We start from the raw sequence: 26,864 nt of genomic DNA on the forward strand, positions 1-26,864 counted from the left end.
TCTCGCGCGCTTCTACGCGGCGGTCAGCTCGTACTCGACGGTGTAGGTGCGCGGGCCGAACGTCTCCGGGACGTGGCTGAAGAAGTCGGGCGTCGCGGACACGGCGGACGTGACGGACGCGACGACCTGCGAGGCGGCGTCCGCGCCGTTTCCGTTGCCGGTGTCGCCGTTACCCTGTCCGGGCGGCGTGGCCGGTGGGGTTCCGTTCGGGGCGCTCGCGTTGGGAGCGCTCGCGTTCGGGACAGTCGTCCCGTTCTCCGTGCTGTTGCCGACGATGGGGGCCTCGCCCGAGTCACCCGACTTGCCCGGCGGATTCGACTTGCCCGGCGGGTTCGAGTTTCCCGGTGCGCTCGCGTTGGTTCCGTTGGCCGTGCCGTTGCCCGCGGCGGCGGGCGGTCCCGTCTTGTCGCCCGTGCCCGCCGCGCCGTTGCCGTTGTTACCGTTTCCGACGCCGTTCGGCGGCCCGGCCTCGCCGTTCCCGACGCCGGTCAGGTTGCGCGCGACCGACGCGATTTCCGGCCCGGTCAGGTTCTCGGACTCGGTCCGGAGGTCGTCGAGCGACTCGACGCTGGCGTTGGCCCGCGTCGCGCGGACCGAGGTGGCGTCGATGGCCGACTGGAGCGCGTTGATTTGCCCGAGGAGGCGGCTGACCTTCGCCTTGTAGGCGACTTCGGAGACGTCGCCCTCCTCGCGCTCGGCGACGAGTTGGGCCTTGCGCTCGCGGAGTTCTGCGAGTTCGGTCTGGAGCTCCGAGGTCCGACGTTCGACCAGTTCGGTCTGGACCGACTGGTTGTCGGTGGCGTTGAACGACGCAGTCCACATGCCGGTTTCGACCGCGCCGCCGACCTCGACGGCGCTCGACTGCATGAACGAGGAGATGTCCGCACCGAGTGTCGAGTTATTCTGCGTGCCGTTCGGGGCGGCCGTCGGTCGCGCGTCTCCGGCGACGGCCTCCTCGACCGGTTCGTCGGAGACCGCGACGCCGGGAGACGAATCGACGCCGACGTTCGCTGCGCTCGTCGGAACGGCGGCGGTCAGCGAACCTCCGACGACGAACAGCGCCAACAGGACGGCTCGATAGGGGGTCATCGGTTGGTTCTTTACCCCCGCATCTTAAAAAGGCCGACATTCGTTCGTTCTGTTCACGGGGCGATTTGAAGCATCCAGAGGCGCGCTTAGAGTTTAAAGGCGGTAGAAATCACGTTTCAGTTCGCTCTCCCGAGCGCCGGAGTCGCGGAAAGGCGCGGGCCGCGGCGGCCACCGCGAGAACCGAGAGCGCGACGGTCGCCGCGGGGAGCAGTAAGTCGGGGTCGTACCGGAGCGGCGGGTGGATTCCCAGCACGTAGTCGAGCGCGTCGTTGACCAATAGCGCGGCGAGCGCCGTCGCCAGCGCGCCCCGGGTGGTCGCGCCGTAGAGCGGGAGGAGAGAGGCCTCGGCCACGAATCCGAGATGAGTCACGATGATGAACCAGTACGACCAGAAGGCGTCGGGGTTCCACGGCGGGCCGAAGTAGGCCCCGAAGCCGAGGTTCAGCGAGACGAACGTCCAGAGGCCGTACTTGACCAGCCACGCGAACGCCAGCGTGTGGAGGTACGCCAGCGCGCGGTTCCGGGGCGCGTCGGAAAGCGACCGCCCGAGGTTCGGCAGGAGCGTCACCAGAGACAGGGTCACCAGAAACAGCGCGGCGGGCGAATCGGCGTACAGCGGCCACAGGTAGACGGGGACCTCGGGCAGGGTCTCGACGTAGAACTGAACGCCGACCAGTATCGCCAACACGTTGACCGCGATGAGCCACGCCAGATTCGGGCCGTCTTCGAGGTACCGACGCGCGTAGCGCTCCAACGTCGCCATACACGGCCACGGGAGCGCCAGCGACAAAGGTCTTCGCAGAACCGGTCGAGGACCTCGGGACGGCGATAAAATTAATTATATTTGTTTAAGCAATGTCTCTCTGCTCTAAAGCATTGAGAATATTTGGCAAGGGACGAAAGACGGTCCGCGGCCCAACCGGTTGCGGTGTCGAGACACGTCCTGCCGTCCGGTTTCGTCCGGGGGGACAACCACCCGGTTTCGGCCGGTGGAACACGTGCGGTCCTGGTGGAATGAAAGGGCGAGCGGGGGCGCGGTCACGCGAGCGGAGCGAGGGTGACCTCGGAAGACGCGGGTTGTCTTCCGGCGTTTACGTGGTCGGCTCAGCGGCCCCTATCCGACGCAACTACGTCCGTCGGATATGTCGCTGAGCGTCCGCGAGGCCCGCGAGGGCTTTCGAGGACATCGCTGGCTGGTCTGCTCCTGCGGTTCCAGGCGTGAGGGTTCTCGAAGCCCCGACCACCTACCGAACCCCGAAACGTCGAAAGGACTTAAACAGTATACTTGCCCTACTATATAAATCTTTACGAAAGGTTTATCTCTATGGGTGATATACGATACCACGTCTCATGTTCGAGGAGTTTTCGAGCGGCTACTACCTCGGTCGGCTCTACGTCGAGCCCTACCGGGGCGAGCAACCGGCCATGCGCCGCGAGCAACACGAGCGAATCAACGAACAGCTGTACGCCTCCGGAGACGGCATCGAACGCCTCGACACCCCGCTCGTGATGAAAGTAGACAACCGCCACGTCGCAGTCCACGGCGACGAGGGCGTCCCCGAGGGGACGCTGGCGCTCCCCGAGGACCTCCTCGACGACACCCGCATACGCAACCCCCCGACGCTCAAGGAGGTCCTGCTGGCGAAGGCCGACCGGGCGAGCCAACTCCTCCGGTATCAGGACCACGCGCCCGGCGTCGGCATCTGAGGGCAAGCGGTTCGACGCCCGGCGTCGGAGACCGACGCCGGGCGTCGAGACAACGGACGCTAATTTTATCGCATCGAAAACTAATTTAACGCCCGTGGCGTCTAGACTCCCCATGGCAAAGTCCGTTTTCGGGAGCGAGAATCCTCTGACGTACACGGAGGTCCACGCGGTCGTCCTCGGGGCGGTCATCGGCGTCCTCACCGGCTACGCCCACGGTATCGGTCGGACGAGCGCCGCAGTCGGGGTCACCGTCACCTTCGTCGGCGTGGCACTGGGGGTGAAGTACACCGGCGAGATTCCGGCCGCACAGCGCACCGTCCGGCGTGAACCGTGGTACGCCTTAGCGGCCCTGCTGGTCGGCGGCGCGATTGGCCTTGCGGTGATTTGAGACCGAGCGGGGGTCCCCCGAGTCAGACGCGTTCGGTCCCGAGTCGGACGGCGTCTGCTTCGAGTCGGTCGAGGCCTGCCCCGAGTCGAACGGGACCTGCTGTGAGGCGATTTCCGCGGCGTAGAAGTCACGAATCATGGATTTCGCCATGACCTCCTTGTAGAACAGTCGCTGGTTGTACGCCACGAATGCGAGACCGGCCAGCACCCCGGCCAGACCCGCCGTCGCCGCGAGTGACCATCGTCCCTCGTAGAGACCCGCCGCGTTGCCGACCGTCAGCGCGACGTATCCCAGTCCCGTCGCAGCGAACGTGACGTAGAGGCTCCGCATCAGGACGAACAGCATGTGGAAGCGCTGTGTCCTGCCGATGTCGTTGTTCAGCAGATAACTCTGGGTGAGCGCCCGAAGCCGATAATCGCCGAAGCGCTTGGGAATCTGGTCGTACTCCTCGACGCCGTCGGCGTCGAAGAACAACTGTGCGCCCTCCAAGAACTGCCGTCGCAGGGTTTGGTGGTTGTTCGTCCGGTCGGTTCGCGCCTGTGATAACTCCGCCATGAAGGGACTCTTCTCGGCACCGAACCGGGCCATCACTCGCTTGTCGAGTCGCCGAGACACCTCCTGTAGGACGAGGCCGACGACGTAACCGACGACCAGCGCGACGAACAGGAACCCGATTCCGGACCCGAGCGCCGCCAGAATTGGGTCGGTCGCCGACGCCGGAAACAGCGACGCGACGAGAACGAGGAGCGTGACACCGGGGACTACGTCAACGATGAAGTCCCACGGCGAGAAGTTCTGGTTCGCGGACCCTTTCATCTGGCCGCTACATCCGAGAGGCCAGATAAATCACTTTCGCCACTTGACTGACGCCGCTACTTACCCCACTCGCGGGACTCTTTGGCGCGCGTATCGACCGATTCCACGTCGAGGGGGTCCTCGCGGGCGGCCAGCGCCTCCAGCGCGGCCTCGGCGCTCGCCTCGGTCGAGAAGTAGGTGACTTCCTCCTCGACCGCGGCCTCCAGCGCGTCGCGGTTGCGGGTCACGAGCAGGTCCACCTCGCCGCGCTGAATCGCGGTTTCGAGGTCCTCGAAGGTGTCGAGGTCGTAGTACTCCTCGAAGCCGTCCACGTCCAAATCCACGACCGCGGTGCCCTCGTCGGGGAGCGGCGACCCGGCCGCGTCCTGAGCCTTGTCGTAGGCCTTGCCGAAGGTCTCGGCGGTGCCCATGACCTCGCCCGTGGACTTCATCTCCGGGCCGAGGCGCGGGTCGCTGCCCGGCAGGCGGTCGAAGGGCAGGACGACTTCCTTGACGCTGACCTTCTCGGGCACCTGCTCGGAGATATCGAGGTTAGCCAGCGAGTCGCCAGCCATGACTTTCGCGGCGAGTTTGGCGATGGGGACGCCGGTCGCCTTCGAGACGAAGGGGACGGTCCGCGACGAGCGCGGGTTGGCCTCCAGCACGTAGACCTCGCCGTCCTGCACCGCGAGTTGGACGTTGAGGAGGCCGACCGTGTCCAGCGCCACCGCGATGTCCTCGACCACTTCGCGGACCCGACCGAGGGTCGCCTCGTCCAGCGCGCGGGTCGGAATCATGCAGGCCGAGTCGCCGGAGTGGACCCCGGCCGATTCGACGTGTTCCATGATTCCCCCGATGAGGACGTCCTCGCCGTCTGCCACGGCGTCAACGTCCAACTCGACCGCGTCCGCGAGGAACTCGTCCACGAGGATTGGCTTGTCGGGGCTGACCCGGACCGCCTCCTCGATGTACTGGCAGAGTTCCTCGTCGTCGTAGACCACGTCCATCGCGCGACCGCCGAGGACGTAGGAGGGCCGCACGAGGACCGGGTAGCCGATTTCGTGAGCCAGTTCGAGGGCTTCCTCCTCGCTGGTCGCCGAGCCGCCTTCCGGCTGGCTGATACCCATCTCGTCCATCAGGCGGTTGAACCGGTCGCGGTCCTCCGCGAGGTCCATCGCTTCGACCGGGGTGCCCATAATCTCGCAGTCGAGGCCCCGGCGTTCGAGTTCGTCTTCGAGGGGTTCGCCGATGTCGACCGAGGTCTGGCCGCCGAACTGGACCATCACGCCGTCGGCGTTGGTGGTCTCGATGACGTCCGCGACCTCCTCGGCCGTAATCGGCTCGAAGAACAGGCCGTCGGAGGTGTCGTAGTCCGTACTGACCGTCTCGGGGTTGTTGTTCACCACGTGGGCGTCGATGCCCTGCTCGCGCAGAGCGCGGACCGCGTGGACCGAGCAGTAGTCGAACTCGACGCCCTGCCCGATGCGGATGGGGCCGCCGCCGACCACGACGACGCTCTCTACGTCTCTGTCGACCTGCACCTCGTCGCGGCCCAGTCCGTCACCGGGGCGGCGCGAGGAGTAGTAGTACGGCGTGGAGGCCGCGAACTCGCCAGCGCAGGTGTCTACCTGCTTGAAGTCGCGGTCGGGGGCGCTGGCTTCCACGTCGTCGATGGTGACGCCCGCGCCGTCCGCGGAGGTCTCCTTCGCGGCGTCGGTAGACGCCTCGCCGCCCTCGTCGGGAATCCACGACGAGTGGGTGTCGTCGAACTCGCCGCCAGCGATGGCGGTAATCTCGTGGTCGGTGAACCCGCGCTCGGCGGCGGTCTCGAAGTCGCCCTCTTGGGCGGCGACCGCGGCGTCGGCGACGTTCTGGAAGCGCTCGACGTACCACTCCTCGATGCCGGTCAGTTCTACGACCTCCTCGACCGTGTAGCCGCGCTCGAACGCCTCGAACATGGCGTAGGGGCGGTCGGGGGTCGGCGATTCGAGGTAGTCGGTTTCGAGCGTCTCGTCGTCCACCTCGGCCCAGTTCACGTCGGGGTCGTACTCCGAGGAGCGAAGCGCCTTCAGCAGGGACTCCTCGAAGGTGCGGCCGATTGCCATCGCCTCGCCCGTGGACTTCATCGCGGTGCCTAGCTCGAAGTCCACGTCGCCGAACTTGTCCTTGGGCCAGCGCGGGACCTTGGTGACCACGTAGTCGATCGCTGGCTCGAAGGCCGCGGTGGTCTGGCCCGTAATCTCGTTCTCGATTTCGTGGAGGCGCTTGCCGAGCGCGACCTTGGCGGTCACGCGGGCGATGGGGTAGCCGGTCGCCTTGGAGGCGAGTGCGGAGGACCGAGAGACGCGGGGGTTGACCTCCACGACGCGGTACTCGCCGCCGGGGGTGCCGTCGTCGCGCCACGCGAACTGGATGTTACAGCCGCCCTGAATCCCGAGGTCCCGAATCACTTCGAGCGCGGCGTCGCGCATCTCCTGATGGCCGTCGTCGGGGATGACCTGCGAGGGCGTGACGACCGTGGACTCGCCGGTGTGGATGCCCATCGGGTCGATGTTCTCCATGTTGCAGATGATGATACAGGAGTCGCCAGCGTCGCGCATGACCTCGTACTCCAACTCGACCCACCCGGAGATGGACTCGGTAATCAGGACTTCGCTGTTGCGCGAGAGACGCAGGCCCTTCCTGACGCGCGTCAGGAGTTCGTCCATCTCGGAGACGACGCCGGACCCGGACCCGCCGAGGGTGTAGGTCGTCCGCGCGATGACGGGGAGGCCGCCGACCTCCTCGACCGCGGCCTCTACCTCGTCGCGGAGGTCCTCCTCGGTCAGTTCCGTGACCTCCACGTCGTCGTCCAGCGAGATGGTGGTCGAGCGCGCGACCGGCTGGCCCAGCTCGTGCATGCGCTGGCGGAACAGGTCGCGGTCCTCGGTGGCGTAGATGGTGTCCAACGGCGTGCCCATGATTTCGACGTCGTGTTCGTCCAGCACGCCCTCCTCGGAGAGCCGCGCGGTGACGTTCAGCCCGGTCTGGCCCCCGAGTCCGGCGATGACGCCGTCCGGGTTCTCCTTCCGGATAATCTCGGCGATGGCTTCGGTCGTGATGGGTTCGATGTAGACCTCGTCGGCCATCTCGGGGTCGGTCATGATGGTCGCCGGGTTGGAGTTGACCAGCACGACCCGCGCGCCCTCCTCCTGAAGCGCGCGGCAGGCTTGCGCCCCCGAGTAGTCGAACTCCGCGGCCTGTCCGATCTGAATCGGTCCGCTGCCGATGAGCAGGATGGTGCGTCCGTCGCCTGCGGTGTCCTCAGTCATCTGTTGGTAGACCGAAGTTCGTTCATCGTAATAAGTCCGACGATAGATTACGAGTTCCGAAGTACGATTTCGAAATTCGGAATCGGTCCTCGCGTGTAAGTCGTTACCACGACGACCGGCCGATTCGAGTCGGCTCGATGACGAGTCGGACGAGCCAGACGAGGGTGACGAGGCGGGGAGCGCTGGCGCGCGCAGTTCTACGCGCGCCAGCGCGGGCGCTCGGTGAAACATTGTACGTGGCAGAACTCGGTGCATCAGCCGACAGGACACGTTCGGTGAGACATTCCCCCAGAAGCACTCGACTGAACAAACCACCAGCGAACGCTCGACTGAACAAACCACGGGGCGGGACGAAGGGGCCGCCCGGTCGCGGTCACGCGAGCGGAGTCTCACCGAACGAAGTGAGGTCGTTCGAAAGGCGAAGCCTTTCGTGATCACGAAAATCTCCGATTTTCGGACGATGACGGCTCGGGAGACGCGGTTTGTCTTCCGGTGCGAAGGTGACCTCGGGAGACGCGGGTTGTCTCCCGGCGTTTACTGTAGTCGTCTGAGCGACCGCGACCGGGCGGGGGCTTCAAGAAATGTTCATCACCACGAACCCACCCCAAAACCGGTCCTGTCGGTCTTCTGCCCGTAAACTCCGTCACACGACAACTTATCCAACCAGACCGATAACCAACACCCAGTGCCCACCATCGTCATCCCCGAGTCAATCCGCGACGAAATCCTCGACCACGCACGCGAGAAAGCACCCGACGAAGCGTGCGGCCTCCTCGCGGGCACCCGAACCGAGGGCGAGCGCGCAGACGGCCCGACACACCGCGTCGAAACTCGTCACCCTGCCGAAAACGTCGCCGAGACGCCCCGGACGCGGTACGAAATCGACCCGCGCGAGCAGTTGGAACTGATGGAGGCAATCGAGGAGTCGGGCCGCGAGGTGGTGGGGTTCTACCACTCCCACCCGCGAGGACCCGCGGGGCCGAGCGAGACCGACGCCGCGCAGGCGACGTGGCCCGACCGGTCGTATCTGATTGTCTCTCTCGGTGGGACTGAGGGTGCGCAAGACGGTGAGACTGTTTCGGTCGGGTCGTGGCGCTGGACCGGCGAGGAGTTCGTCGAGGAGTCGGTTTTGGTGGCGTAGATACTGGGACTTGCGATTGCAGTCTTCGACTTTCGGAATCTGCACGGAGTAGGATTGTAGGAGTTAGCGTCAGGCTTGAGCCGAGGGGACACCGCACCGCTACCGCAGGCCTCACACCTCCCCAACCTCGGCGGCCGCATTCGCGGCCGCCGTCCCTCGCGCGCGGCGAGACGCCTGCGGCGTCTCGCTTCGCACGCGCCGACCGCAAAGGCAACTATATAGCCGCTAAGAAACGAACCTCCTATATTTAGGAAACAAAAAGTTGTCTCTGCTGTCCGTTCACTCGCTCCGCTGGGCCGACCACACCGCGACCAGACCCAGCAGAATCGCGGGAATCAGCGGCAGGACCAGATACGCGAACCGGAAGGGCCGGACCGGCGGCAGGACGTAAATCGTGGCCGGAATCACGATGAAGGAGACGAAGATGACGCCGACCAGCACCCAGTCGCGGACGTTCCACGTCTCTCGGCCGCGCTCGACCGGCGCATTCGGGTGGACGAGTTCGTCGTCGTCACTCTCGTCTCGCGGCTTCGCCGCTCGATGGTCCGAGTCGCGTTGCGCCTCGCTATCTCGCCCTCCTCGCTCGCCATCTACCTGCCCCGGTTGGTGCGTGTAGGTGTCTTCGGTCATCTATCGTATTCGCTGTCGGGCACGACGACGACCTTGCCGAAGCCCTCGCGCTCTTCGAGCATCTCGTGGGCGCGGGCCGTCTCGCTCATCGGCAGGACCTCGCGGATGCGGGGTTCGAAGGGACCGTCCCAGACCAGTTCCAGCACGTCGTCCACCTCGCCGGGGTTCCCCATCGTCGAACCGATGACCGACAGCTGGTTCCAGAAGATGCGGTTCAGGCCCGCGCCGGGGTTCGGTCCGGTGGTCGCCCCGCAGGTGACGATGCGCCCGCCCTTGGCGAGACTCTTGAGCGAGTCGGGGTAGGTCGCCTCGCCGACGTGGTCCACGACCATGTCCACGCCGCGCTTGCCGGTCAAGTCACGGATTTCCGAGGCGAAGTCATCCTCCTCGTAGTTGATAGTGTAGTCGGCACCGACCTCCTCGGCGTACTCCAGTTTCTCGTCGGTCGAGGCCGTGGCGTAGACCTCCGCTCCGGCGTAGTCGGCGATTTGGACTGCGGCGTGGCCCACGCCGCCCGAGGCCCCGAGGACCAGCACCTTCTCGCCCGGGTCGAGACCACCCCGGTTCAGGAGCATCCGCCACGCGGTCTGGAACACCAGCGGTGCCGCGGCGGCGGTCTCCCATTCGACGCCCGTGGGGACCTCCACGAGGTTCTGCTCGGGAACGGCGGCCTTCTCGCTGTGGACGCCCCGGACGTGTTCGCCGATGATGTGGTACTTGACGCACATCGTGTACTCGCCGTCGCGGCAGAACTCGCACTTCCCGCAGTAGGCACCCGCCGAGACGGCCACGCGGTCGCCCGGTTCGAACCGGGTCACGTCCTCGCCGACTTCGAGGACGACGCCCGCGCCGTCGCTCCCCGGAATGTGGGGCATTTCGAGGTCCAATCCGGGCAGGCCCCGACGAGTCCAGATGTCGAGGTGGTTGAGCGCGCCCGCCTTCACGTCGACCAGTACTTCGTCGCGGTCCGGCGTCGGGTCCGGAAACTCGTCGTAGTCGATGACGTCTCGGTCCCCGTGCTCGCTGAACTGGACGGCTTTCATACCAGACAGGTGGGCTTCGCGGGGTAAAACTGTACCTCAAACGCGCAGATATCGCCGACCAGCCCACTTCGAGTCGGTCGCGTGACAGTTCCGGCCGATAGCGGGGTTGCTTTAAGGTGCTGTCTGCCAAATACTGACACATGGTCGATTTCCAATCGCGCGACACGCGGCGACACGACGATGACGACGAGGAGGACGAGGCCAGTCCACCGACCGAGAGCGAGACCAGCGACGACCACCGCGACGAGAGCCACGGCGACGAGGGCCACGACCACGCCGACCACCACCACGCTCACGACGTGGAGACCCTCGGCGCGGCAGTCGTGACCGTCTCCTCGTCCCGAAGCCTCTCGGACGACCCTTCGGGCGACACGGTCGTCTCCGGCCTCGAAGACGCCGGGCACAAGGTGGTCAGCCGGGACCTCATCGACGACAGCTACGACGGCGTGCAGGGCACCATCGACGGGTTGGTCGGCCGAGACGACGTGGACATCGTGGTCACGACCGGCGGGACGGGCGTGACCCCCGACGACGTGACCATCGAGGCCGCCCAGCAACTGTTCGACAAGGAACTGCCCGGGTTCGGCGAACTGTTCCGGTCGCTGTCGTTCGAGGAGATCGGCACCAGAATCGTCGGCACGCGAGCGACCGCCGGGATTGCGGACGGCGTGGTCGTCTTCTGCCTGCCGGGGAGCGAGAACGCCGCCCGGCTCGGAGTCGAGAAGATAATCACGGAGGAGGCCGGGCATCTGGCCGGTCTGGCGGGACGAGGAGAGTAAACAAATCGTGATCCGTTTTATTTGAGGTCAATGAGCAATCAACAGTAATCCATTTCACTTGTGGCTGTTTTGCCAGAATCATGATGGAGCCAGCTATATTGGTGAACTTTCTTTCTTTATTCCTTCCGGCAATGATTGGTGTAGTTGGGAGCTATTGTCTTTATAAGAAAAGACAGAATGACAGGAGGTCTAATCTTCGTGCTGCGTTTCTCGCCGAATTAGAAGGAACCGGCTTGTTAGATGTCTGGCCGGAAACTAACCCGCCTGCTTATGATTTCTTATCTGTGTCGGTATATGAATCGAACACGGGTAATTTAGGTCTCCTTAGTGACGCTGAGATTAATGCTCTTGTACGATACTATACCCGAGCAAAAACAATTCGGGGATTTATTGAGTATCATTCTAAAATAATTGCCCAGACAGAGTCATCCTATAACTCGGATTTCAACAGAGGGGACCGTGATACAGGACTTCGGGGAGCAATCGATAAACTAGAACTCGCCCGTCAACGAGCTTTAATGACAATTGAAAAGGAAAGGGATGATATTCAATTGCCGGAATCGGGGATGAAAGTATCTAATTTACCTGATAAAATCCAACAGGACAAGCCGCTTCTTCTGGATTTTAATTTCGCAGAAGGAGACATGAATAGTGAAGCAACAATTACAAATGAGGGCGAAGATTTCTTTCAGGGAGAATTACATCTACCTGGCCTTGCCCGAGAGCGGGATGTTCTTGAACGTGATAAATCTCGGTATGAGAAACTATTCGAATTTCTTTGGAAACGGCTTTTTAATCTTCTACATTTAAATTGAAATCCTATACTTTTTACTCGAAATCCCGCCGCATCGCAATCTCGAACCACGGGCAGAGACGGAGCTGGCGGTACCACTCGGGATGCTCGTGGAGGCGCTCGTAGGGCACCCACATCAGGCCCGCGACTTCCTCCTCGTCGGGGTCGAGCGTTAGGTCGTCCAGCGTCAGCTTCAGCACGGCGCAGACCTCGTGTTCGAGGCCCGCGTTCTCGAAGTGCCGCCGGTACTCGAAGCGGTCGGTGACTCGCAGGTCGTCGTACTGGTCGGGCGTGATGCCCAGTTCCTCTTCGAGGCGCTGTCGAGTGGCCTCCTCTTGGCTCTGGCCCTGCACGGGATGGGAGGCGACGGTGCCGTCCCACCACGTCCCCCAGAGGCGCTTGTCGGGGGCGCGCTGGGCCAGCAGGATGTTGCCGTCGCCGTCGAACACCAGCGAGGTGAACGCCCGGTGGCGGATGCCCTCTCCGGTGTGGGCGTCGAGGCGATTGACGGTGTCCTGCTCGTTGTCGTCGGCGTCCACCGCGACGACGTGCTGGCGGGCGTTCTCGTGGCGGTCCTCCGAGTCGGGCGCGCTGGCGTCTGTCGTCGTGTCGTCAGTACTCATTGCGCAAAAATGGAGCGCGATGCGTAAAACCGTCTTCGATAGTTCGCTCGCCCGGAGTCGCACGCGCCGACGCTCACTCCCCGTCGAAGTCGAGTTCGTCGCTCCGGTCCACGTTCCGGAGGACGAACGGACCGATGGAGAGGGTCCGCTTGGCGACCGTCGCAATCCGGAGAATGTACGACAGCAGGAGCATGAACGGGACGATAGCAATCGCCGTGGCGAGACTCGTCACCAGCACGTCGTTGCTGATGGCGAGCGTCGAACCGGGCACCGCCGTGGCGTCGTAGTAGAGAATCATCGAGGAGACCACGACCAGCGCGGGGACCGCGGTGTAGAGCATCGCCCGCGAGAGGTTGACTAACTCCCACTGGAAGTACAGCGTCTTGAAGTGTTCGCGGGCCGGGCCGAAGAAGTTCAGCACCTCCTCTAAGTCGTCGAAGGCGTCTCTGGTTTCCTCGGTGAGCACGTCGTCGTGTGCGTTGTGGATTCGCCGGGCGACGAAAATCTTCCACGAGTAGTTGAAGTCAAGCACCGCCGACAGCAGGTCGTAGCTCCCGAACTCGGCGTCCGCCAGTTCGTCGCTGACCTCGTTGGCGTTCTCGGTCAGACCGTCGACGTAGTCGTCGATGATATTCTTCAACTCCTCGTCGCGGGCGTCCTCGACGGTGTCGGCGAGGTCGTTGGCCCGCGAGCAGGTCTCCTGAATGAGTTCCGACAGGAACGAGGCCGGTTCCGGCGGACTGACCGGTGCGTCGAGAACCTCCTCCACGTCCTCGCGGAACTGCATCGCGTCCTCCATCCGACCGCGCTGGTCGCCGACCGGCCCGAGTTCCTGCGAGAGGACCAACTGGTTCAGCGTCACCACCAGCGTCACGCCGGTGATGATGGCGGTCACGAACGCCTGAAACAGCGTCTCGTTCGGGTCCGAGGAGGCCACCGAGGCTTGAAGCGGCGAGGGGTCGAGAACCCCGATGACCACCAGCGCGACGAACACGCCGACGAGTAACACTCCGGCCACGACCCACCGGTTGGCCTCCATCAACAGCCAGAGCTTCCAACTGCTCTTGTCGGCCCGTTCGCGCATCGTGTCGCTCGGTTGGGAGTCGTCGTCAGACCCTCCGCTCTCCGACATGTGACTTCGGATACGCTCCCGTGACGGAAATACCCGCGGGCCTTTTGTCGCTCTGGCCCGTGCGTGAAGACATGGCACGGTCAGGCCGGTTCGCCCTCGCGCTGGCGGTCGTGCTCGTCCTCGCGGGCGCGGCCCCAGTTGCGGGCGACCGGACGGGGGAGACGGGGGCAGTAGGGCCAAAGCATGATTTAGTAGGGGAAAAGAACGAACTTAATAGTGTATGGCAAGAGGTAGATGGTGAGAGCGAGTCGGTCGTCATCGAGACGGAGGACTTCGAACCGGACTACGACCCCGAGAAAATCCTGAGCCGCGTCGAGCAACTCCGGGGTCTCTCGGCTACCCAAGGCATCACGCTCCACGAGTACGACGCCGAGAACGGCTCCGAGTACGACATGCGCGACGAGTTCGGTGCCATCCGTCCAATCGGGGCCCAGACGCTCCAACTCTACTCGAACGCCTCGACCGAGCGCCGCCAACCGCTGGGCTACGCGGTCGAGCGCCAAGCCGCGGTTCACATCTATCTGATGGACGACGCGGACTTAGCTGAGTACGGCATCTCGCAGGAGGTGGTGTTGGCTCACGAGTTGGTCCACGCGCTCCAGTTCCAGAACGACCTGCTGAGTTCCTCGCGCCGGGAGATGCGCTCGCAGTTCCAGTACTGGACGACCGACACCCGACTCGTGACGGCCGCGCTGGTCGAGGGCGACGCGATGTGGGTCACCGAGCAGTATCTGGCCCGGTACGGCGAGAGCAACTACTCGGTCACGAGCTACAACCGGTCGCTGGCGCGGTCGGCGTGGCCCCACAGCGTCGCCGGGACGCCCTACTACTACGGCTACGAGTTCTACGCGATGGCCGGGAGCGCGCCGGACGAGCGGTCGGACGAAATCGAGTCGCCGCCGAACTCGACCGCGGAACTCCTCCACCCCGACGAGCGCGTCGAGCGCGCCGAGATTTCGCCCCCGGAGATTCCCGACTCCGAGAACCTGACCCGGTACCACGCCGACACGGTGGGCGAGTTGGTCGTCCGCCACTCGCTGCGCATCAACAACCTGTCGTTCGCTCGGGCGGCGGAAGTCGCCGACGGCTGGGCCGGAGACCGGATGTACTACTACGCTGCGGCGGGCGCGAGAGGCCCGGCGACCCACTGGGTGACGGCGTGGGAGAACGAGCGCGAGGCCCGCGAGTTCGCCTCGGCGTGGCGGTCGATGCTGGCGGCCAACGGCGCGCGCTCGACCGGTGAGACGCCGACCGGCGACACGCTGTTCGTTCCGGCGGGTGACCACGCACCCGGCATCCACTACGTCGTGGAGCGCGAGGGCGCGACGGTTCGGATTACGGCGGCCGAGGAGCCAGACACCGCCGAGCAACTCGCGGAGGCGGCCCAATCCGCCGAGACCGTGCAGTCTGCTGGGGCGATGCAGTCAGACGCGGAAAACGCGACGGTCGCAGCTTAGCTCTCGTCGTCGTCCTTGAGCTCCTCTAACTCGGCTTCGATGTCCTTGTCGGCGGTCTCGGACTCCGTTTCGGTCTCCAGTTCGGCTTCGAGGTCCACGTCCTCGTCTGCGGACCCGGCGTCGGACGACCCCGAACCCTTGCCCATCTCGGTCTTGAGGGTTTCGAGTTCGGCATCGACCTCGCCGGAGGTCCGCACGTCTTCGAGTTCACGGTCGAGACTGTCCTTGTCCGAGAGCGCGTCGTCGAAGACGCCCGACTCTTGGAGTTCGTCCATCGCTTCTGAACGGGCCTCCATGTCCTCGGTGCGCTCCTCGGCGCGTTCGATTGCACGGCCAACGTCTTCCATCTCGTCGCCAGCGCCCGTCATGGCCTCCGAAACGCGGGTCTGGGCCTCGGCGGCCTCGTAGCGGGCCTTCATGCTCTCCTTCTTGGTGCGGAACTCCTCGATGCGGTTCTGGAGCTGGTCCTTTTTGTCCACGAGGTCGTCCTGCGTGCTCTGGAGGCTCGCAATCTGACTCTCGAGGTCCTCGATTTGGTTCATCTTCTGCTTTTTCTTCTCCAGCGCGCGCCGGGCGAGGTCCTCGCGGTCCTGATTGACGGCCTGACGGGCCTGCTCGTTGTGCTTCTCGACGTTCTCTTCGAGGCGTCGCTTCTGCATCTCGAGGCGCTTTTTCTGCGTGGTGAGGTCGGCGATGCCCTGCTTGACCTCCTGCAGTTCGTCGCGCATCTGCTCGTAGGAGTAATCGAGCGTCTCCGAGGGGTCCTCGGCCCGATTTAGAGCGGCGTTGATCTTCGAGCGGACGACGTACGACAGGCGTGAGAGTACTCCCATACCACCCTCTTTCGTGACCTGACCCTTAAAATCCTCACCTCCCCAACAGTCGTCAGACGCTATCCCGCGAGTCGATTTATCAACTACCTAACTTCATCTCCGGGTCACGAGCGAGCGCTCGGCGGAACAGACCACGAGCAAACGCTTGGCCAAACAGTCCACGAGGATGCGCCCGTCGGACATTCCACAGGGCGGGGGCTTCAAGAAGACAACACCACCGCAGTCCTGCGGTTCGTGTTCACACTCACGTCGTCAGAGCAAACAGACCCCACTTTTCTTGGTTCTATTTTACAACCCTTTTTCCTACGCTCCCCCAAACTCGACCCATGAACTCCGAAGACCTCCCCATCCCCGGCGGTCGAGACGTGCGCGCAACGCTCGACACCCCGGAAGACGCCGACCCGGAAGCTATCGTCGTCGCCTGCCCGCCCCACCCACAGCACCGCGGGCACCGCGGTGACGCCCGCCTCGAAGCCGTCAGCGAAGCCCTCTGCGAATCAGGAATTGCCTGCCTACGGTTCGACTACGGCGACTGGGACGAGGGCTTCGGCGAGCGCGAGGACGCCCGCAACGCCCTCCGGTGGGCGAGCGAGCGGTACGACCGCGTGGGCATCTTCGGGTTCAGTTTCGGCGGTGCCATCGCCGTCCTCGCAGCCTCGACCATCGACCACCAGCCCGACGCCGTCTCCCTGCTCGCGCCGGCCTCGCGGCTGACGAAGGAGTTGGACGCCGCGGCCACGCTGGAGGACGTGACGGGGCCGGTACAGGTGATTTACGGCACGCGCGACGAGACGGCGAACTGGCGGCGATTGGTCAAGCGCGCCAAGGAACTCGACTGCGAAGTCGTGGAGATGAGCGCGGACCACTTCTTCGTCGGCCAGCACGAGAAGGTGGCTGATTCGGTCGGTGAGTTTCTGGTCGCGGAGCTTCGAGAGCAATAACCGAGAACGATAGAGTGATTTTATCGACGTGTCACGTCTAGATATGGGTCTGCTCTCCGTCGTCAGTCTCGTCCTTCTGCTGTCTGGACTGGGTCTCGTACTCACCGTCTTCTCGCTTCGAACGGAGGGGTCGCTGACGTCGGAGGACCAGATCGCGTATCTGCTGGTCTTTCTCGGGTTGTTTCCGTTCGCCATGTCGAACCTCATTCGCTGTGTCGGCAACTGCCCGACCGTCAGCGAGCGATTGATGTTCAGACTCGGCGCGAACGTCTTCTTTCTCTTCGCATTCCTCATCCAACTTCGAGCGAACGGGAAAAAGTTAGACAGCGGCCCGACCCATCCGAAGGACGAACCCTACGAGGGTGGCGGTCAAACCTACCCGTGGGAGGACGACGAGCAGTAACTGGATTCGGCTGGTCGAGTGTTCGAGAGATATATACAACCATTTAAGCAACCAAGATGTTTCTCTCGCTCTCAAGCGACCAGTTCCAGCCGCTCGCCGGCCTCGACCGAGACAGTCGTGACCTCGCCGTCGCGCCGGACCCGCACTAATAGCATCTTGCCGAGTTACTTCGAACTGCAAAGCAGTAGTTCTGCTTTTGACCAACAAGGTACCTCATATACCATAGAACATTTGAATTATTTCACTATCTACCTCTAGTACCAAACCTAATACCTAAAATACTATAATAGATATACCCAATACTGTGAAAAAACATCATATATAAATTAGTTAGAAAAATATAACTATTGGGTATTTAATATTTGAATCGCAGATGGAGAGAGAAAATACAGGAAGTTCGAAGCGTCGTACGTTCATTAAACAAATCGGAGCCGCCTCGCTGGCAATTTCCGGAGCTTCCGCTGGCACTGCGGCCGCAACGGGTTCTGAGTCTGGCGATTACAACGTGGCACGAACGTCGGGTACCGTCACCCCGAATTCGAAAGGTCTCTCGCTCTCCGAACGGCGTGACTTTGCGGAGAAGATGGAACAGCGATACGGGACTGAAGCCACTCAGTCGCTCGCCGTCGAACCCCAGCAGGAGTTCAGCGCCAGCGCCGATGTAGACGGAACGCTCGTTCATTCTGAGGACGGCCACGTCGAAACCAAAGAAGCAGTTTCGGACCACATCATCGACATCTACGAGACCGATGTGTACACCGAGAGCGGTGCGCGGCGATACATCTACCACCACTGGAGTACCGCTCAGTCGTTACAGAAGACGACTTACGAGGGCAACTTGGTCGAGTTTAGCAACCACGTCAACCACACCGACGTTTCCGAACTGAAACAGTACAAGCCAGCCAGTTCGATAAGTCGAAACGGTACGGACGTGGACCTCGGACTCGAAACGACGGCGACTAGTAAGACAGGGACTGGTGAAGTGACGGCCTCAGCCAGTACGACCGTCGAACTACTCGAAGACACGATAGAGTACCATCCTAACAAAACGAGCACCAGTACGGACGAATTTGCGGTTCGTTGGACGGGTAACTACGAGGGCGCTCAAGAGGCGAGCGGTTTCCACGTCGAACAGCGACCGACGGACGGAATTAGACAGTTCGATTACACCTTCGAGCTGGTTTCGGACGTCTACTAATCGACACGCTTTCCCATCAATCTCTTTTATTAGTACCGCAAACATGAGAAACAACAAATACTGTTCCCGACGGGAGTTCGCAAAGATACTCGGGGGAGTTGGGCTAGCTACCACGACAGCCGGTTGTAGTACGCTTAGCTCACAGGCCTCAAAAAAGCCGATTACAGCGAGTACTGAACTATCTTTATCCCCCGATTCGGATTCAATGTCGCGTAGGGATTTCGAAGCCGCGATGGACGAGAACCGGGAGGAGTACGGTGAAAACGGTATCTGGGGGCTGTCAGCAAACGAACCAGACCACGGTCTCGAATACGTCGGCGCGTGGCAAGATTCGACGACTGGACGCCGGGCAGACGATACTGCGTTCACGTCCGACCACCTCGTCGTTCTGTATCGGATTCCCGAGTTGGAACTGGACGGTGAGCAGTTCTATCGAGCGTGGCTCTGGAGTGGGGCAGTACCCGAAACCTCCTACCAACTCGAATCAATTCGGCCATCGGTACGTCTCGTTCACGACTCGGACGACATGCGGCGGTACGACCCTGCCAGAACGACAAGCGATGGGCCGGTTCCCGTTTCGTTCGCTACATCTGCTCGTGACGGGCCGACTATAGAGTTCCCCTTGCATGCTGGCAAAGTCGAGTACTCGGCAAAACAAACGAAGGTCGGAGAAGCCGGAAGCTACGGGATAACGTGGACTGGAGAGTACGACTCAACCCAAGGCATAAATGCGACTTGTGTCATGAAGTGGCCGACGGACCGAGCATACGACATTCGGTGGAACGCGGAGATTAAAGCCGCACCAAAACAATAGACGTTGCTCGTGGGCACTCTCAATTGTGCCACTTTCTGACGCGCAACGCGCGCTCCGAAATGGTTTTGAATCGCGCCCGCCGACACCCAGTATGCCGACAGAACCGGAAACTGATTACGACCCTTCCCTCGGAAACAAGTTCATTTTCGTGACCGGGGGCGTCATGTCGGGACTCGGCAAGGGCATCACGGCCGCCAGCACCGGCCGATTGCTGGCCAACGCCGGATTCGACGTGACCGCGGTCAAAATCGACCCGTATCTCAACGTAGACGCGGGGACGATGAATCCCTTCCAGCACGGGGAAGTGTACGTCCTCAAAGACGGCGGCGAGGTGGACCTCGACCTGGGGAACTACGAGCGGTTCCTCGACGTGGACATGACGTTCGACCACAACGTCACCACGGGCAAGACCTACCAGCACGTCATCGAGAAGGAGCGCGCTGGCGACTACCTCGGTAAGACCGTCCAGATTATCCCGCACGTTACCGACGACATCAAGCGCCGGATTCGGGAGGCCGCCGAGGGCCACGACGTGTGCATCGTCGAGGTCGGCGGCACGGTGGGCGACATCGAGGGGATGCCCTTCCTCGAAGCCCTGCGGCAGTTCGCCCACGAGGAGGACGAAGAGGACTTCCTGCTGACTCACGTCACGCTCGTCCCCTACTCGAAGAACGGCGAGCAGAAGACCAAGCCGACCCAGCACTCCGTGAAGGAACTGCGGTCTATCGGCCTCCAACCCGACATTCTGGTCGGTCGGTGCGAGGACGAACTCGACCCCTCGACCAAGGAGAAAATCGCGCTGTTCTGCGACGTGCCGACCGACGCCGTCTTCTCGAACCCCGACGTGGAGGACATCTACCACGTCCCGCTGATGGTCGAGGAAGAGGGTCTGGACGAGTACGTCATGGACCGCTTCGAGCTCACCGACGACGCGCTCCCCGAGGACGAACGCGACAACACGTGGCGCAGCCTCGTCACGCAGGACACCCACGGCGAGGTCGAAATCGCGCTCGTCGGCAAGTACGACCTCGAAGACGCCTACATGTCGGTCAACGAGGCGCTCAAGCACGCCGGACTGGAGAAGAACGTGGACGTGAACGTCCGGTGGGTCGACTCCGAGAAGATGGCCGAGGACCACGAACACCGCTTGTATGAGGCCGACGGTATCGTCGTCCCCGGCGGATTCGGCTCCCGGGGCACCCGCGGGAAGATCAAGGCCATCCAGTACGCCCGCGAGAACGACATCCCCTATCTCGGCCTCTGTCTGGGCTTCCAACTCGCGGTCGTGGAGTTCGCCCGGAACGTCCTCGGACTGGAGGGCGCACACTCCGCGGAAATCGACGAGGACACGCCCCACCCGGTCATCGACCTCCTGCCCGAGCAGTACGACCTCGAAGACCTCGGCGGGACGATGCGACTGGGTGCCCACGAGACCGACATCGAACCCGGCACGCTCGCCGAGCAGATTTACGGCGGTACCTCCTGCACCGAGCGCCACCGCCACCGCTACGAGGTCAACCCCGAGTACTTCGAGAAGTTCGAGGACACGAATCTCGTGTTCTCGGGCAAGTCGGGCAACCGGATGGAGATTCTGGAACTCGACGACCACCCCTACTTCGTCGGCACCCAGTTCCACCCCGAGTTCCGGTCCCGACCGACCCGCGCGAGTCCGCCGTTCGTCGGCCTGCTGGAGGCCGTGCTGGACCGAACCGGCGAGCAGAACACTGAGGAACCCGAGGAGGTCGAAGCTTAATGGTAAACACGGACGAGTTCATCGAAGACGCGATCGCAGAGATTCGTGAACAGGTCGGCGACGCCCAAGCCGTCATCGCACTCTCGGGCGGCGTGGACTCCTCGACTGCGGCCGCGCTGGCCTACGAGGCGGTCGGCGACCAGCTCACTCCCGTCTACGTCGATACGGGCCTGATGCGGAAGGGCGAGACCGAGGAGATTCGAGAGACGTTCGACTACATGGACAGCCTCCGCATCGTGGACGCCAAGGACCGATTCCTCGACGTCCTCGCGGGCGTCACCGACCCCGAGGAGAAGCGCCACGCCATCGGCGAGCAGTTCATCCGCGAGTTCGAGACGGTCGCCGAGGAGACCGACGCCCAATTCCTCGTGCAGGGGACCATCTACCCCGACCGCATCGAGAGCGAGGGCACCATCAAGTCCCACCACAACGTCGGCGGCCTGCCCGACGTGGTCGACTTCGAGGGCATCGTCGAACCCATGCGCGACCTCTACAAGGACGAGGTCCGAGAGGTCGCCCGCGAGTTGGACCTCGAAGAGATCATCGCCGAGCGCATGCCCTTCCCCGGACCGGGACTGGCGGTCCGCATCCTCGGCGAAGTCACCGACGAGAAACTGGAGGTCGCCCGCGAGGCGACCCACGTCGTCGAGGAGGAACTCGAGGAGTACGACCCGTGGCAGGCGTTCGCCGCGGTCCTCGGCAAGGCGACCGGCGTCAAGGGCGACAACCGCGTCCACGGCCACGTGGTCGCGGTTCGGTCGGTCGAGAGCCGGGACGGCATGACCGCCAGAGCGCAGGAAATCGACTGGGAGACCCTCCAGCGAATCCAGAGTCGCATCACGGGCCAGAACGACAACGTCTCGCGGGTGGTCTACGACGTGACCCACAAGCCGCCCGCCACCATCGAGTACGAGTAAGATGACGGAGACCAAGGAGATGAAGGTCATCCTCGTCGGTCCCGACGAAGACGGACTGGGTGACGCCCTCGCCGACGAGGGCGTCGAAGTGAGCCACATCGAGGAGGTGGCCAACCGGCCCGCGCTCGAAGAGGCCGGAATCACGGAGGCGGACGCGCTGGTCCTGACCGAGACCGAGGGCGCGACCGCGATTCCCATCGCCAAGGACCTCAACGCGGACGTGCAGGTCGTCGTCTACACCGAGCAGACCCTGCCAGACTTCGCCCGCGGGCAGGCCGACCTCATCGTGGACCCCCAACTCCTGTCGGCACAAGCAGTCGCCGAGGAACTGGCGGCCTGAACTCGGATTTCTGCCCCTTCTACCGCGATTGTAGGGAGAATTCGGCCTCGAAGGTGAGCTTCGACTCCGGTGCGCCCGTCTTCGCGTAGTGAGTCAGCGAGTCCGAGATTCGATACCGGCCGGGGCCGGGCGGGACGGTGTATCTCGGGCGGTTCGCGGTCGTACTCGGGAGAACCTCGTACTCCCGAGAGACGGTCTCGCCGGGCGAGAGTTTCGTCGTCTTTCCGATAGCGCACTTGGCGTACCCGTCGTCGGTGAACTGGACGCATCCCTCCAACTCGTAGGGCCGCCAGAGGAGGAATCGGTCGTCGCTCTCGACCGATTCGGCGAACACCATCCCGAACGGCGGAACGGTTCCGGAGAAGACGGTCCGCGGTTCGGAACTCGCGTTCGTGAGCGACAGCGCCACGACGCCGGGGTCGTCGGGCGAGACGTACGAATCGACGACTTCGGCGTCGAACTCGACGGCCGGGGGCGCGTCGGGACTGAGACGGTGGAGTTCCAGACCGACGTGGGTGTGGGTGCCGGTAGCTCCGGCCCCGGTGAAGAAGTCCACGCGCTTCACGAGGTCGGCCAACCCTTCAGGGAGGTCGTTCGACCGCCACTCACCGCCTTCGAGGGCGGTTTCGACGGCCTCACGGACGTTCGGGCCCGAAATTTCCGAGACGTCCCTCACGATTTGCTCCTCGCCGGTCTCGGTCTCCTCTCGCTCGACGGCGTCCGCCGAGTAGAACGCCGAGGGTTCGAGGACGTACCGGACCGACGGGCGCTCGGTTCGGGTCGAGACCGCGAGGTCGGTCAACTCGAACTCGGCGTCCGGTTCGGGCGTCTCCGGGGACTCGGAAGTGGTTTCGTCGGCCTCGGTCGTCGTCTCGGACGATTCGGGAGTCGAGGTGGGACGTTCGGTAGTCGATACGGGGGACTCGCTGGTCGAGCGAGTCGTCGCTGTCCGGGTCACGGCGGTCGGGTCGGACGAACCGGAACCGAGACAGCCAGCGGACAGGGCTCCGAGCGACGCGAGGAGGGCGCGGCGGCGCATACGTCAGCTTCGAACGTGTCAGGTAAATACTTTCTACCGATCCCCCGATTTTTCCCGCCCTCAAATTCGGTCGGCCAACTCCCGCAGTCGCTTCCCGCCGTTTCGCATGATGGGCGTGCCGTGGCCCATCGCGGCCATCTCGAAGGCGGGCGCTTTGCGGGCCAACCGCCGGATGCTCCGCTCGACCTCGTCGGTGTCGTAGCTGATGACCCACGGCGAGGCCGCCAACTCGCCGTTCTCCTCGCGGACTAGATCGCCGAGAAACGCCACGCTCGGCGACTGGGCGACGTAGGCCATGTGGCCCGGCGAGTGGCCCGGCGTGTGGTAGGCGGTGAAGCTCCCGATTCGGTCGCCGTCCACGACCGGTCGGATGGGCAGGTCGGGCACCGAGACGAGCGGGTCGGTCACGCGCTGGAGGAGGCCCTTGTGATTCTTCGCGGGCGGTTTCCGCTGTCCGGCCAGCACCTCGGCGTCCGCCCGGCCAGCGTAGACCGGCGCGTCGAGGCCGAGCTTCGAGAGCGCGCCGACGTGGTCCAAGTCGTAGTGGGTGACCAGCACGCGGTCGATGTCGGAGACGCGGTGGCCCGCCTCGCGGACGCCGTCGGCAATCGCCTGCCCGTCGCGGGGCGTTCCGGCGTCCACCAGCACGAGGTCGCCGCGGTCGTCGGCGAGGTAGGCGTTGACGCCGCCGAGGTCGAGCCACCAGACGCCCGATTCGACGTCGGGTTCGGCTTCGAGTTGGGTCGCAGTCGGCATGTCGCGTGCTACGTCACCATTCCTCAAAGTCCTGACCCCCACGAGGGGCCACCTCCTCTCGGCCACCCGCGAGCGGACGCTTTTTGTCGGTCGGGAACCGAGAGGGATACATGGAGAACCGTTTCCCGTCGTCCGGGTCGATAGACCGCAAGCGGGCGGCGCTGGCCGTCCTACCGTTTCTGGCGCTGGGACTGGCCGACGTCGTCCTCTTGCTGGCGTGGGGCATCGACCCCCTGTGGGGCTTTGCCATCCTGCCGCCGATTCTGTTCGTGAGCGTGCTGGCGTGGATCGCTTTCTCGAAAGGGTTCGTCGGCGAGCATCGGACGTAGGCCAGATTTCGACGCCGCCGGTGAGCCTAACGGCACGTTCTCGTTTTTCCGGAAGCGTTCAGTCGGTGCTTGCGAACGAATAACATATCATACGCGAGAGTTGAACTGTGTGAACTACCCCACCCTACTCGCTCACCGCTGATGCGGTTCGCTCGGTGAGGGTAGGGCTTCCTGTTTCCACGACGCGCTTTGCAGATACGGGTGTATCCGCAGGGAGCGCAGTCTCCACAGGCATTGGTTCGGAGTGTCCCACTCCTACATCTTCGAGACCGCGAGAAAGGATGTTCCACGCCGCATTCGCGTCTCTGTCCGCCTCGAACCCACACGATGGACACGAATGCTCACGCATCCACAACGGCTTGTCCGTCTCTGTTCCGCACGACGCGCATTCTTTGCTCGTACCTCGGGAGTCTACGGCGACGAAGTGTGTTCCTTCGCGCTCGCACTTGTATTCGAGCATCCGCAGGAACGTTCCCCACGAGGCTCCGGCCCGGTTACGAGAGTTGCCCGGCAGTTCGACCAGTCCCTTCGCGTCCAAGTCCTCGACCGCTACGAGGTCGTACTCGCGGGCGTAGTATGCCGAGAGTTTGTGCAAGAAGTCTCGACGCTTCCGCTTCAGGTCGGCGTGGCGTTGAGCGACCGTCTTGCGTTGTTTCTCCCAGTTGTTCGAGCCGTGTTCTTTCCGCGAAAGGTTGCGTTGGGCACGTTCTAACCGTTCGCGCTCGTCGGAGAAGTCCGGTGACTGGATAGCAGTTCCATCGGTATCGTGTGCGTACTTCAAGATTCCTACATCAACCCCGACGATTCGATCTGGATTCTCCGACTTCTCGGGCGTGTCTTCGTTCACGTCGATACCGAACGTGGCGAACCATTCGCCCGTAGGTTCTTGCTTGACCGTGACCTGTTTGATAGTCGCGTTCTCGGAGATGTCTCGGTGGAAGTGAATTGGAATCTCACCGATTTTGCTCACCCATAACACGGGCCGACCACTCGTATTCTTGAGTTCGAAGCCGGACTGGTTGTAGGTGAGCGACCGATACTCCCGAGGCGATTTCCACTTGAGCATTCCCCCAGCACGCCCATTCTCCTTCTGTGCTTTGAGCGAGGAGAGGTTGTCGTAGACGCGCTTGACGACCATCTGCAACACTTTCGAGTGAACGTCTCCGAGGTCGTCCCACCACGATTTCAGGTCGGGAAGCGTCCCCTGTACCTTGTAGCGTGCTGGAATCTCGTCTGCCTCGTTGAGTTTGTAGAGGACGTGGTTATAGAGTTGCCGACAAGTATCGACGTGGTGCAGAAGCGTCTCGGTGAGGGCTTCCGGTGGGTCGAGCCGATACTTATAGTTGTAGTGCATCTATGACTCTCGTTCCTCGATAAGCTCGTCCAGTTTCTCTTGGACGAACGAGGAGAGATTCAGGTGGTTGTCCTGAATCCACTCCTCTTGGTCGTCACGGATGGAGATGTTTTTGCGAGTCGTCACAACACACTATACATAAAATACACAAATAAGAGTTGCGATTGCGTGGGCCTGTGGGTCTGTCGTCGCGGAGTGTTTGGGAGACGATGACGGTGCTGTATCCCCCTCTCTACTGTGTCCTCAGAACGCGGAGCGTTCTGATGTGCGAACGAGACGCGGCGCATCTCGTTAACGCTACTCGGTCGCTTCGCTCCCTGCGTTGTCGTCCGAAAATCTTCGATTTTCGTGATCACGAGAGAACTTCGCTCTCTCGAACGACTCCCTGAGGAAGGGGACTTAGCGCCTAAATATAATGAACTGTTTAAAACCGTTCAGCGGGCGGTGAACGGCTCTGAATCGTCTGTACAGTCGCCGCGGTTGAAGTGGGACGCTCCCCAAGGAACTGATGCGGTCGTTGCGACCGGCGCGTTGTCGTCTCCGCTCCCGGCAACGCGTTGTCGACCGCAACCGCACATCCCGGCGCGACGACGAGCGGCGACGAACACACCCGGCCGGGCCGGACCCGCCCACCGGCCCGGTTTTCCGCCAGCGCGACGCCGACCGCCTCGTCGCTGCTCGTCGTTCCAACTCACCACGACAGAGGCACCCATCGACTGCGCTACTCCGCCCACCCAGCCGCCCCGCTTTTGTACTTCTCCGTACCGGCTTTTAAGGCGCGTCCGACCGTCGAACGTGGCATGGGACTCGACCGCTATCCCGACCTCGAACCCGACGCGGGCGAAGTCATCGACACGGAACTGGCCGCGACCGACGACGTGCTGGTGAAGGCGTTCGCGCTCGGCCCCGGCGCGGAACTCTCGGCTCACGACCACGCCGACGCGACCAACGTCTTCCACGTGCTGGAGGGCACCGTTACCGTGATTCAGGGCGACGACGAGGAGACCATCGAGGCACCCGGCGTCGTCCTCCACGAGCGCGGCGAGGTCCACGGCGCGCGCAACGACACCGACGAAATCGCGGTGCTGACCGCGAGTCTCTGTCCGCTCCCGTCCTAAGAGTTCGACGTAGCTCAACGTAGCGCACATTTCGACTTCTCTCCCGGCGCGTGCTGGCGTCGTCGGGAGCGAAGCGACCGACTGCTCGGAAGACACGGTTTGTCTTCCGGCGCGACCGCTTGCTGGTCGCGCCGAACCGCGCGAGGGACGAGCATCGCAGCGAGGAGCGACCGCAGGGAGT

At 63.1% G+C, this 26,864-nt stretch carries 28 protein-coding genes; 15 read left to right on the forward strand and 13 right to left on the reverse strand.

The features are described from left to right. Window positions 1–12: 12 nt before the first annotated feature. Window positions 13–1,089 (reverse strand): DUF7096 domain-containing protein, encoded by a 1,077-nt coding sequence (locus EPL01_RS03700; protein WP_135823915.1) that lies wholly within the window; start codon window positions 1,087–1,089, stop codon window positions 13–15. Between the two features lie 109 nt (window positions 1,090–1,198). After that, window positions 1,199–1,852 carry a DUF1405 domain-containing protein gene (locus EPL01_RS03705; protein ID WP_135823916.1) on the reverse strand — a complete coding sequence of 218 codons (654 nt, stop codon included), beginning with the start codon at window positions 1,850–1,852 and terminating at the stop codon, window positions 1,199–1,201. A gap of 587 nt (window positions 1,853–2,439) precedes the next feature. Between EPL01_RS03705 and EPL01_RS03710 the strand changes: the two genes are divergently transcribed. After that, a complete protein-coding gene (locus tag EPL01_RS03710) occupies window positions 2,440–2,796 on the forward strand; it encodes a DUF5802 family protein (protein ID WP_135823917.1) in 357 nt (118 codons plus the stop codon). Window positions 2,797–2,908: 112 nt separating this feature from the next. Beyond that, a complete protein-coding gene (locus tag EPL01_RS03715) occupies window positions 2,909–3,184 on the forward strand; it encodes a hypothetical protein (protein WP_135823918.1) in 276 nt (91 codons plus the stop codon). On the opposite strand, the gene EPL01_RS03720 is transcribed toward EPL01_RS03715, so the two are convergent. Both EPL01_RS03720 and carB read right to left on the reverse strand, forming a co-directional pair. Beyond that, window positions 3,137–4,000, reverse strand: coding sequence for a hypothetical protein (locus tag EPL01_RS03720; protein WP_135823919.1), 864 nt, complete (start codon window positions 3,998–4,000; stop codon window positions 3,137–3,139). The two genes, EPL01_RS03715 and EPL01_RS03720, sit on opposite strands and share 48 nt — an antisense overlap. Before the next feature lie 56 nt (window positions 4,001–4,056). After that, window positions 4,057–7,290 carry a carbamoyl-phosphate synthase large subunit gene (gene carB / locus EPL01_RS03725; protein WP_135823920.1) on the reverse strand — a complete coding sequence of 1,078 codons (3,234 nt, stop codon included), beginning with the start codon at window positions 7,288–7,290 and terminating at the stop codon, window positions 4,057–4,059. Window positions 7,291–7,975: 685 nt separating this feature from the next. On the opposite strand from carB, the gene EPL01_RS03730 reads away from it, so the two are divergent. After that, the gene (locus EPL01_RS03730; protein WP_135823921.1) at window positions 7,976–8,431 is read left to right on the forward strand and encodes a desampylase; all 456 of its coding nucleotides are present in this window, start codon (window positions 7,976–7,978) and stop codon (window positions 8,429–8,431) included. Window positions 8,432–8,710: 279 nt separating this feature from the next. Here EPL01_RS03730 and EPL01_RS03735 read toward each other — a convergent pair whose 3' ends face one another. Beyond that, complete coding sequence (locus tag EPL01_RS03735) at window positions 8,711–9,061, reverse strand: DUF7977 family protein (protein WP_135823922.1); 351 nt, start codon at window positions 9,059–9,061, stop codon at window positions 8,711–8,713. Continuing rightward, entirely contained in the window at window positions 9,058–10,104 is a 1,047-nt protein-coding gene (locus EPL01_RS03740; protein WP_135823923.1) for a zinc-binding dehydrogenase, read from the reverse strand. Before EPL01_RS03740 ends, EPL01_RS03735 begins: the two co-directional genes overlap by 4 nt. A gap of 140 nt (window positions 10,105–10,244) precedes the next feature. Here EPL01_RS03740 and EPL01_RS03745 point away from each other — a divergent pair, with 140 nt between their 5' ends. Together EPL01_RS03745 and EPL01_RS03750 are read left to right on the forward strand one after the other, a co-directional pair. Continuing rightward, a complete protein-coding gene (locus EPL01_RS03745) occupies window positions 10,245–10,883 on the forward strand; it encodes a MogA/MoaB family molybdenum cofactor biosynthesis protein (protein WP_135823924.1) in 639 nt (212 codons plus the stop codon). Window positions 10,884–10,963: 80 nt separating this feature from the next. Further along, complete coding sequence (locus EPL01_RS03750; RefSeq protein ID WP_135823925.1) at window positions 10,964–11,698, forward strand: hypothetical protein; 735 nt, start codon at window positions 10,964–10,966, stop codon at window positions 11,696–11,698. Window positions 11,699–11,711: 13 nt separating this feature from the next. Here EPL01_RS03750 and EPL01_RS03755 read toward each other — a convergent pair whose 3' ends face one another. Together EPL01_RS03755 and EPL01_RS03760 are read right to left on the reverse strand one after the other, a co-directional pair. Next, a complete protein-coding gene (locus tag EPL01_RS03755) occupies window positions 11,712–12,299 on the reverse strand; it encodes an NUDIX hydrolase (RefSeq protein ID WP_135823926.1) in 588 nt (195 codons plus the stop codon). Between the two features lie 73 nt (window positions 12,300–12,372). Then, complete coding sequence (locus EPL01_RS03760) at window positions 12,373–13,431, reverse strand: DUF7972 family membrane protein (protein WP_135823927.1); 1,059 nt, start codon at window positions 13,429–13,431, stop codon at window positions 12,373–12,375. Window positions 13,432–13,502: 71 nt separating this feature from the next. On the opposite strand from EPL01_RS03760, the gene EPL01_RS03765 reads away from it, so the two are divergent. Then, window positions 13,503–14,888 carry a hypothetical protein gene (locus EPL01_RS03765; protein ID WP_135823928.1) on the forward strand — a complete coding sequence of 462 codons (1,386 nt, stop codon included), beginning with the start codon at window positions 13,503–13,505 and terminating at the stop codon, window positions 14,886–14,888. Here the strand turns inward: EPL01_RS03765 and EPL01_RS03770 are convergent. Beyond that, a complete protein-coding gene (locus EPL01_RS03770) occupies window positions 14,885–15,721 on the reverse strand; it encodes a PspA/IM30 family protein (RefSeq protein ID WP_135823929.1) in 837 nt (278 codons plus the stop codon). The genes EPL01_RS03765 and EPL01_RS03770 overlap by 4 nt on opposite strands. A gap of 326 nt (window positions 15,722–16,047) precedes the next feature. Between EPL01_RS03770 and EPL01_RS03775 the strand changes: the two genes are divergently transcribed. The 7 genes from EPL01_RS03775 to EPL01_RS03805 all read left to right on the forward strand — a co-directional run bounded on the left by EPL01_RS03775 (window position 16,048) and on the right by EPL01_RS03805 (window position 22,087). Then, window positions 16,048–16,662, forward strand: coding sequence for an alpha/beta hydrolase (locus EPL01_RS03775; protein ID WP_135823930.1), 615 nt, complete (start codon window positions 16,048–16,050; stop codon window positions 16,660–16,662). A gap of 43 nt (window positions 16,663–16,705) precedes the next feature. Continuing rightward, complete coding sequence (locus EPL01_RS03780) at window positions 16,706–17,065, forward strand: hypothetical protein (RefSeq protein WP_135823931.1); 360 nt, start codon at window positions 16,706–16,708, stop codon at window positions 17,063–17,065. 373 nt (window positions 17,066–17,438) lie between these two features. Further along, entirely contained in the window at window positions 17,439–18,263 is an 825-nt protein-coding gene (locus tag EPL01_RS03785; protein WP_135823932.1) for a hypothetical protein, read from the forward strand. A gap of 232 nt (window positions 18,264–18,495) precedes the next feature. Further along, window positions 18,496–19,077, forward strand: a complete 582-nt coding sequence (locus EPL01_RS03790) for a hypothetical protein (protein ID WP_246045626.1) — start codon at window positions 18,496–18,498, stop codon at window positions 19,075–19,077. Between the two features lie 91 nt (window positions 19,078–19,168). Beyond that, on the forward strand, window positions 19,169–20,830 hold the full coding sequence (locus tag EPL01_RS03795; protein WP_135823933.1) for a CTP synthase: 1,662 nt from the start codon (window positions 19,169–19,171) through the stop codon (window positions 20,828–20,830). Then, window positions 20,830–21,747, forward strand: a complete 918-nt coding sequence (gene guaA, locus EPL01_RS03800; protein ID WP_135823934.1) for a glutamine-hydrolyzing GMP synthase — start codon at window positions 20,830–20,832, stop codon at window positions 21,745–21,747. Before EPL01_RS03795 ends, guaA begins: the two co-directional genes overlap by 1 nt. 1 nt (window position 21,748) lies before the next feature. Beyond that, entirely contained in the window at window positions 21,749–22,087 is a 339-nt protein-coding gene (locus EPL01_RS03805) for a DUF7126 family protein (protein ID WP_394346241.1), read from the forward strand. A gap of 19 nt (window positions 22,088–22,106) precedes the next feature. On the opposite strand, the gene EPL01_RS21425 is transcribed toward EPL01_RS03805, so the two are convergent. Further along, a complete protein-coding gene (locus EPL01_RS21425; protein WP_168215794.1) occupies window positions 22,107–23,126 on the reverse strand; it encodes a hypothetical protein in 1,020 nt (339 codons plus the stop codon). Between the two features lie 60 nt (window positions 23,127–23,186). Next, window positions 23,187–23,882 (reverse strand): MBL fold metallo-hydrolase, encoded by a 696-nt coding sequence (locus EPL01_RS03815; RefSeq protein ID WP_135823935.1) that lies wholly within the window; start codon window positions 23,880–23,882, stop codon window positions 23,187–23,189. Between the two features lie 110 nt (window positions 23,883–23,992). Here EPL01_RS03815 and EPL01_RS03820 point away from each other — a divergent pair, with 110 nt between their 5' ends. Then, on the forward strand, window positions 23,993–24,211 hold the full coding sequence (locus tag EPL01_RS03820; RefSeq protein ID WP_135823936.1) for a DUF8142 family protein: 219 nt from the start codon (window positions 23,993–23,995) through the stop codon (window positions 24,209–24,211). Window positions 24,212–24,335: 124 nt separating this feature from the next. On the opposite strand, the gene EPL01_RS03825 is transcribed toward EPL01_RS03820, so the two are convergent. Then, on the reverse strand, window positions 24,336–25,565 hold the full coding sequence (locus EPL01_RS03825; protein WP_135823937.1) for an RNA-guided endonuclease InsQ/TnpB family protein: 1,230 nt from the start codon (window positions 25,563–25,565) through the stop codon (window positions 24,336–24,338). Next, the gene (locus tag EPL01_RS22345) at window positions 25,566–25,691 is read right to left on the reverse strand and encodes a hypothetical protein (protein WP_255198431.1); all 126 of its coding nucleotides are present in this window, start codon (window positions 25,689–25,691) and stop codon (window positions 25,566–25,568) included. 674 nt (window positions 25,692–26,365) lie between these two features. On the opposite strand from EPL01_RS22345, the gene EPL01_RS03830 reads away from it, so the two are divergent. Continuing rightward, window positions 26,366–26,683, forward strand: a complete 318-nt coding sequence (locus EPL01_RS03830; protein WP_135823938.1) for a cupin domain-containing protein — start codon at window positions 26,366–26,368, stop codon at window positions 26,681–26,683. The last annotated feature ends 181 nt before the right edge of the window (window positions 26,684–26,864 follow it).

It is taken from the genome of Halorussus ruber, from assembly GCF_004765785.1.
GTDB lineage: Archaea > Halobacteriota > Halobacteria > Halobacteriales > Haladaptataceae > Halorussus > Halorussus ruber.